General features: G+C 61.2%; 7 protein-coding genes and 1 pseudogene. 2 read left to right on the top strand and 6 right to left on the bottom strand.

Annotated elements, in window-relative coordinates; all coding sequences use genetic code 11:
- From V5B40_RS24840 to V5B40_RS24830, 4 genes and pseudogenes are all read right to left on the bottom strand, one after another.
- Window positions 1–438 (bottom strand): annotated as a pseudogene (locus tag V5B40_RS24840) (tyrosine-type recombinase/integrase); the annotation flags it as partial.
- Window positions 435–749, bottom strand: coding sequence for a hypothetical protein (locus tag V5B40_RS25385; RefSeq protein ID WP_434735918.1), 315 nt, complete (start codon window positions 747–749; stop codon window positions 435–437). The pseudogene V5B40_RS24840 and the gene V5B40_RS25385, both read right to left, overlap by 4 nt.
- Window positions 634–1,371 (bottom strand): tyrosine-type recombinase/integrase, encoded by a 738-nt coding sequence (locus V5B40_RS24835; RefSeq protein WP_434735917.1) that lies wholly within the window; start codon window positions 1,369–1,371, stop codon window positions 634–636. Before V5B40_RS24835 ends, V5B40_RS25385 begins: the two co-directional genes overlap by 116 nt.
- Window positions 1,368–1,619 (bottom strand): tyrosine-type recombinase/integrase, encoded by a 252-nt coding sequence (locus V5B40_RS24830; RefSeq protein WP_434735916.1) that lies wholly within the window; start codon window positions 1,617–1,619, stop codon window positions 1,368–1,370. Before V5B40_RS24830 ends, V5B40_RS24835 begins: the two co-directional genes overlap by 4 nt.
- A gap of 1,019 nt (window positions 1,620–2,638) precedes the next feature.
- On the opposite strand from V5B40_RS24830, the gene V5B40_RS24825 reads away from it, so the two are divergent.
- Both V5B40_RS24825 and V5B40_RS24820 read left to right on the top strand, forming a co-directional pair.
- Window positions 2,639–4,060, top strand: coding sequence for a helix-turn-helix domain-containing protein (locus V5B40_RS24825; RefSeq protein WP_332357030.1), 1,422 nt, complete (start codon window positions 2,639–2,641; stop codon window positions 4,058–4,060).
- Window positions 3,988–4,746 (top strand): hypothetical protein, encoded by a 759-nt coding sequence (locus V5B40_RS24820; RefSeq protein ID WP_332357029.1) that lies wholly within the window; start codon window positions 3,988–3,990, stop codon window positions 4,744–4,746. The genes V5B40_RS24825 and V5B40_RS24820 overlap by 73 nt, the downstream gene beginning before the upstream one ends.
- On the opposite strand, the gene V5B40_RS24815 is transcribed toward V5B40_RS24820, so the two are convergent.
- Both V5B40_RS24815 and V5B40_RS24810 read right to left on the bottom strand, forming a co-directional pair.
- Window positions 4,741–5,130 carry a hypothetical protein gene (locus tag V5B40_RS24815; RefSeq protein WP_332357028.1) on the bottom strand — a complete coding sequence of 130 codons (390 nt, stop codon included), beginning with the start codon at window positions 5,128–5,130 and terminating at the stop codon, window positions 4,741–4,743. The two genes, V5B40_RS24820 and V5B40_RS24815, sit on opposite strands and share 6 nt — an antisense overlap.
- Window positions 5,131–5,226: 96 nt before the next feature.
- Window positions 5,227–5,988, bottom strand: coding sequence for a tyrosine-type recombinase/integrase (locus tag V5B40_RS24810; protein WP_332357027.1), 762 nt, complete (start codon window positions 5,986–5,988; stop codon window positions 5,227–5,229).
- Window positions 5,989–6,000: the final 12 nt, after the last annotated feature.

The following is a 6,000-nucleotide window of genomic DNA, read 5'->3' as shown; positions in this document are numbered from 1 at the left end:
CCGGAGCACGTACGCTGATCGGGGGCGGCCAGCAAGGCTTCGATTTCCGGTCGAGTCAGGAAGCCGACCTGACGGCGCGTAAATCGCTGACTGGGAATGGCGAGCACGCGCTGGATCTGGGCCGCGTGCTCCGGTACCTCGAAGGAGGCGTAACGAAAGAAGGAGCGGATCGCGGTGAGTCGCAAATTTCGGCTGCGAGCAGTGCTGCCGCGGTTCTTCTCCAGATCCTCCAGGAATTCGGCAATCAACGGGGCGTCGATCTGCTCGAATGCCAATTGACTGGGTGGCTGACCGAGCTTTGCCTGCACAAACTGCAGCAGCAGGCGGAAGGTGTCCCGGTAAGAGCCAATCGTATGCGGGCTGGCCCGACGTTGCTGCATCAGTCGCCGAGTAAAGAAAGCCCTGCAACAGCGCGGGGAAACTGACCGTTGAGTTCATGGCCGTTCCTCCCAGCGCTGTTCAAGACGCGCCATCGCCTGCCCCATCAGTTCCGGACAAGCGCTGAGATACCAGTAGGTGTCGGCGACATGGACATGTCCGAGGTAGGTCGACAGCACCGGCAAGCGTCGCTCGACGTCCTCACCCGAGCGGTACCATTGCAACAGCGTCTGGACTGCAAAGCGATGCCGAAAGTCATGCAGGCGCGGCCCGTGACTGGCCGTCTCGCCGCGCAGACCGGTCTGGCGCGACAGCTTGTAGAAGGTGCGGTGGATATCGCCGATGTCCAGGTGATTGCCTCGACGGGTGATGAAGAAGTACGAGGAGGCGGGGTGCTCTGCAGACGAAGCGCTCTCGGCGTGCTTGATACTGCGCCAACACCGTTTGGGTCGATGGATGAATCGGCACCAGGCGGGACTTCCCGAACTTGGTGCCGCGAACCGTCAGCAAGCCCTCTTGCAGATCGACGTCTTCGAGTTGCAGGCGAATGGCCTCACCAATCCGCAAGCCGGCGACGCTGAGCAAGCCGAACAGACAGTGAAACGTCCACGGGCGCAAGCCATCGGGAGGTTGAAGAGCCAGTGCGCCACGGAGCAGGCGCTCGACCTCCTCGTCAGAGTAGAGGTACGGTCGTGCTCGGCGAGGGCGATACGGCAGTAGATCCGGCGGCGGAATCTCGGTTTGCGGGTCGCTCGCCTGATAGTGACGCGCAAAACTGCGCACATAGCCAAGACGCTGCGCACAGGTTGACGGCTCAGCGGATGGATTCTGCTGCGCCCATTCGAGAGCGAGCGGTATCGTGATGTGCGCGGCGCCTCGCTCCTCAAGAAACGCGGCAAACTTCGACAGACAGATGCCGGCATCGCGCAGTTTGAATCCCAAGCTGCGTCGCAAGGCCAGGTAATCCTCAATTGCTTGTGCTAGTGGGTTCATTGCGCACCTCCCGGCCACGGCAGGGCCAAAGGACGCAGCAAATCCAGATCGACCTTGGCGTAGATCATCGTGGTCTGCGGGTTGCGGTGGCGCAGGATCTCACCAATCTCGGTCAGCGACGCCCCTTGCCGGAGCATCTGAGTCGCTACCGAATGGCGCAGCAGGTGCGCGCCCTTGTGGGCGGGATTCAGGCCGGCGTTAGCCAGCGCGCGACGGACGATGGTGCAAATGGCTGCCGAACTCAGCAAATCCGCGGCGCGGCGCTCGCATGCGGATGAACACTCGCCTGGAGGAGCAAGCGGGGCGCGAGTGATGCAGGTACTCAGCCAATGCCGCGCCGACATCCTGAGGAATCGGCAGCCGGTCCGTACGCGTCCCGCTGGCCCGAATAGAGATCTCTCCCGCATCCCAATCGAGATCCTCGAACACCAGGGCGACCACTTCTCCGCACGCAGCCCCAAGCGAGCGAGCAAGAGCAGAATGGCCCAATTGCGGCGGCCAAGCGCTGTTTCTCGATCGCAGTGGGACAGGAGGCATTCGACTTCGTCCGACGACAGTGCCTTCGGCAGCGACGCCATCGACCAATTGGCCACCGTCGGAACGCTCGATCGCAGATCAATCGTGATGAGGCCTCGGTAACGCGCATATTGCAGGAATGCGCGCACGGCCGTGGTCATCATCTTGGCGCGCTTGGGACAATGAAGGCGAGCCGCTTCCCGCTGGACAAAGCGCACCACATCAGCCGCCCGCAAATCTGTCGAGCCGTGGTTCGCCATCGGCGAAGCACTGAACGAGCAAGCGCGTGGTGAATTCCAGGTAGGTAGAGCACCGTTGGCGGTGCGAATCCGCGTTCTTGTTCCAGATAGCATCGGAATTCCTGCGCCAACCGTTCGGCCGGCGTGCGCTCCCTTTCCAGCTCCAGACCTCCCGGAACTTCGACTCAGACGCCCCGCTAACCGCATGATTCAAAGGCGTTATCGTCGTTTTTTGGACGTTCGCCAGGCCGGGACCGGAAAGCGTGTATTGGACAACACGGCCTATAGCCTATTGTAAATACGCAATAAGAAGTGCAATAAGTATAAATCTCTTGCTAGAATCGCGTCAGGCAGCGGGGACGTGGGGGTGAGGGGTGACGCAGAGCGAGTTATTGGAAGCAGCGGTTAAGCAGGAAGGCCGTTTCGACTTGGGCAGAGGCTATTGTCTGCACCTTCCGCGTGGCCCTCGCAGCCAGGGTGACCTTTATCATCATGGCAGTCTGAGCAAACGGGTGAATCTTGCCGACAAGGCCGAGCGGCGCCTGCTGGTGGTTGAGTTATTACAGAGGAAGCTGAACCAGACGCGCTTGGCCGAGGTGCTCAATCTCAGTCGTCAGACGCTCCACAACTATCGCGAGTGCTATCGGCTCTTTGGGGTGACCGGCCTGCTGCATGGCTATAGTCCGAGCCGCAGCGTGAGCGAAGAACGGCAAGGTCGGCTGAATGTTGACAAACGCCGCCCCGGCTCCAAGGCCCGCGAACTCGAAGCTTTGCGGCGTGCCGAGAAGAGGCTGACTGCGGAAGTGACCCAAGAGGAACTCGCGTGGGATGGCGAAGCCGCGGCGCGCTGTGCGCTGGAGGAAACGCCCCTCGAAGAGGTCGTGCATGTCGATCAGCCGAGCCGCCAGACAGCCGCGGAGCAGGCCTCACCGGAACAGGTTCCCGCCGCAGTGATCGAGCTTCCCTATGCGGAACAGCATGACTGGGAAGCCAGCCGCTATGCCGGCATTTTCCCTGTCTTGCTGGTCCTGATGAGCCAATGGCAGTGGATGCAACGACTCTCCCAGCTGTTCGGCAACGGTTGGCGCCTCTTCCAGGTGTTCGTGCTAATGGCGGTGCGTAACATCCGCTCCATCGAGCAGCTCAAACATGAGCGGCGCGAGGAGGCGGGACGGCTCCTGGGCTTGGGGCGGCTACCCGCTCTCGACACGCTGTGGTCCTGGTTCCATGACGTCGCCGGCAAGTCGCGGGCCGAGGCGCTGTTGAAGGCGTTTTTTGCCGATCAGATCCGCTGCGGCCTGGTCGCCACCCGGCTGTGGTTTACGGACGGTCATCTCTTGCCTTATACCGGACAGGACAAGGTGCATGCGGCCTGGAATACACAGCGGCGGATGCCGATGCCCGGACAGACCAATCTGGTCACTTGTGACGAACAGGGGCGCATCGTCTATTTCGACATTCAGGAGGGCAAGGGAGACCTGCGCGCTCAGATTCTGAAGCTTGGCGAGTATGCGCGACAACAGTCCCTGGGAACCCCGCCGGTACAGGTCTTCGACCGTGAGGGCGATGGGCTGGGCTTTTTCAGCGAACTCGTGCGCAGCCGCACGCCCTTCATCACTTGGGAGAAGAACGCCAATCCTGCGCGGCTCATGGCCTTGCCGGCCGCAGACTTCACGCACAGCGTAGCGATGAACGGCACGGATTATCGCCTGCTCGAAGAGACCAAGGCGTGCGTCTACTCACCTAAAACCGATCCCGATCCCGATCCCGATCCCGATCCCGATCCCGGCACAGGCACCGGCACCGGCACCGGCACGAGCTGGCGCATAGCTTCGACCTGCGTCGGGTGGTGTTGTGGAATTTGCGCACCAATCACCGCATCAGCGTGCTCTGCTGGGACGCTGACCTTCAGTGGTCGCCGCAAGAGGTGCTGACCGCGATGCTCAGTCGCTGGGGCGCCTCGGAGAACACTTTCAAACACATCAAGGGGCGTCATCCCTATCATTACCATCCGGGTTTCGGCTTGGCCGAGAGCGACAAACAGGACATCGCCAATCCCCAGATCAAAGGGCTTGCGCAGCAGATCGCGAGCACCCAGGGCCATCTCGCCAAGCTTTACAAGCAACAGGCCAAGACTCAACCCAGCTTCAATCGGGACGGAAGTGAGCGCCACAACAGTCGGCATCGGCGGCTTGCTGCGGCCATCGCCGTGAGCGAAACGCAACTCAAACAACTCCAGGCCGACAAGGCTCGCTTGCCCGAGCGCGTCAATGTCACGGGGCTGTCCGATTACCGCTCCTTCAACGCCATCGATAACGAGGGCAAGAATCTCTTCGACTTCGTCACGAGTTCCGTATGGAACGTGCGCCGCCAGCTTCTCGATTGGCTTGACGACAGCTATGCCAAGGATAGCGATCGGGTGGACCTGCTCTATGCGATCTTCAACTGCCATGGCTGGGTACGCAGTGACGAGCACTGGGTGGTCGTTCGCCTGGAGCCGCTACAGCAACCCGCCCGCCGTTATGCCCAAGAACAGCTGTGCCGTAAGCTCACTGGTCTCGGCGCCAGGATCCCCGGCGGAAAATGGCTGCGCATCGAGGTCGGCCAGTCTCCGCTATGAGACGGCCTTCGCCGACCTACTGTCCAAAATTCGACCACGTTCGCCGGGGATTCCGGGAGGTCTGAGCTCTTGGGCTACGATGCCTTTCTCGATCAGCAGGGCGAACAGTCGTCGCAGGATCGCCGAATCACCCGACCTGCGGTGCCGGTGGCTTGATCGGCAATCCAGATAGCGTTCAAGGTGTTTCGTGGTCAGTTGCGGGACAGCGATTCCGCGCGCACTCAACCAGTGACCGAGATCGGCCACGACTTGCAGCGCATAACGGCCTGAACTCCGGGCATATCCTTCGTCGCTCAATTGCCTGGCGAATACGTCGACATACGCACCGAACAAGCCTTCTCGCATGCGGACCGGCGTATGCGGATCTTTGTAGAACTGTTCCATTTCGATCTCCTTCCATAGGGCCGTATTGGCCTGGAAGGAGATCAGACTATGCCGAGCATACCAGCGCTCATCGACCAGCCTTGGCAGGGTCGAGACTCAAACTCGGCATAGTCCGGAACGCGGCATAGTGGCGCAAACTGTGTGGCGAAATGTTTTTTTTAGCCCGCAGGATTCGACCACCGCTTTCAGTGCTTTCTGAACGCCGCCGCGGTCGAGCGGCGTCCTGGCCGTGCGTGCTCCCGCCGAGCCGCCGCGGCGATTGGGAAACAGCAGGACGGGATGACGGTGGCGCTGCCAGAAACGGCGCAGGAGTTGGTAGGTGGCCGTCGGCAGCGGCACCAGGCGATCCTTGTTGCCCTTGGCATCGCGGATATGCACACGCCCGCGCGCGCCGTCGATGTCGGCGACCGTCAGCCGCAAGCCTTCGCCCAGGCGCAGGCCGAGACTGTAGAGGGTGAAGAAGAAGACCCGGTAACTGAGCACCTGCGTGGCCAAAAAAATCCGCTCGGTCTCCTCGACCGTGACGATGTCCGGCAGGCGCTGCGAGCGCGGCGGTTTGATCAGACCGGGCGCCACCCAGGGTTTCTTCAGCACGTGCTCGTAGTAGAACTTGAGCCCGTACAGATCGAGCTTGAGCGAACTCCAGGAGTGCGTCTCACGCAGGTCGGCGAAGTAATCCAACAGGTCGGACTCGCTCAGATCGTCGATCTGATGAGCGAAGTAGTCTCCCACCCGGCGCACGGCGCGCGAATACGCCTCGATCGTCTTCGGCTGCAAGCCCTTGAGCGTCAGGTGCTTCTGGTGGAGCTCGTAGTTCGTGTCAAAATTCGTCGTTGCGACAGCGGATATGTCTTCCATCTTGCGGTAACC

This window comes from Candidatus Accumulibacter meliphilus, assembly GCF_036625345.1.
Lineage (GTDB): Bacteria > Pseudomonadota > Gammaproteobacteria > Burkholderiales > Rhodocyclaceae > Accumulibacter > Accumulibacter meliphilus.
Note: the sequence above shows the minus strand (reverse complement) of the source record. Positions and strands in the feature narration are given on the sequence as shown.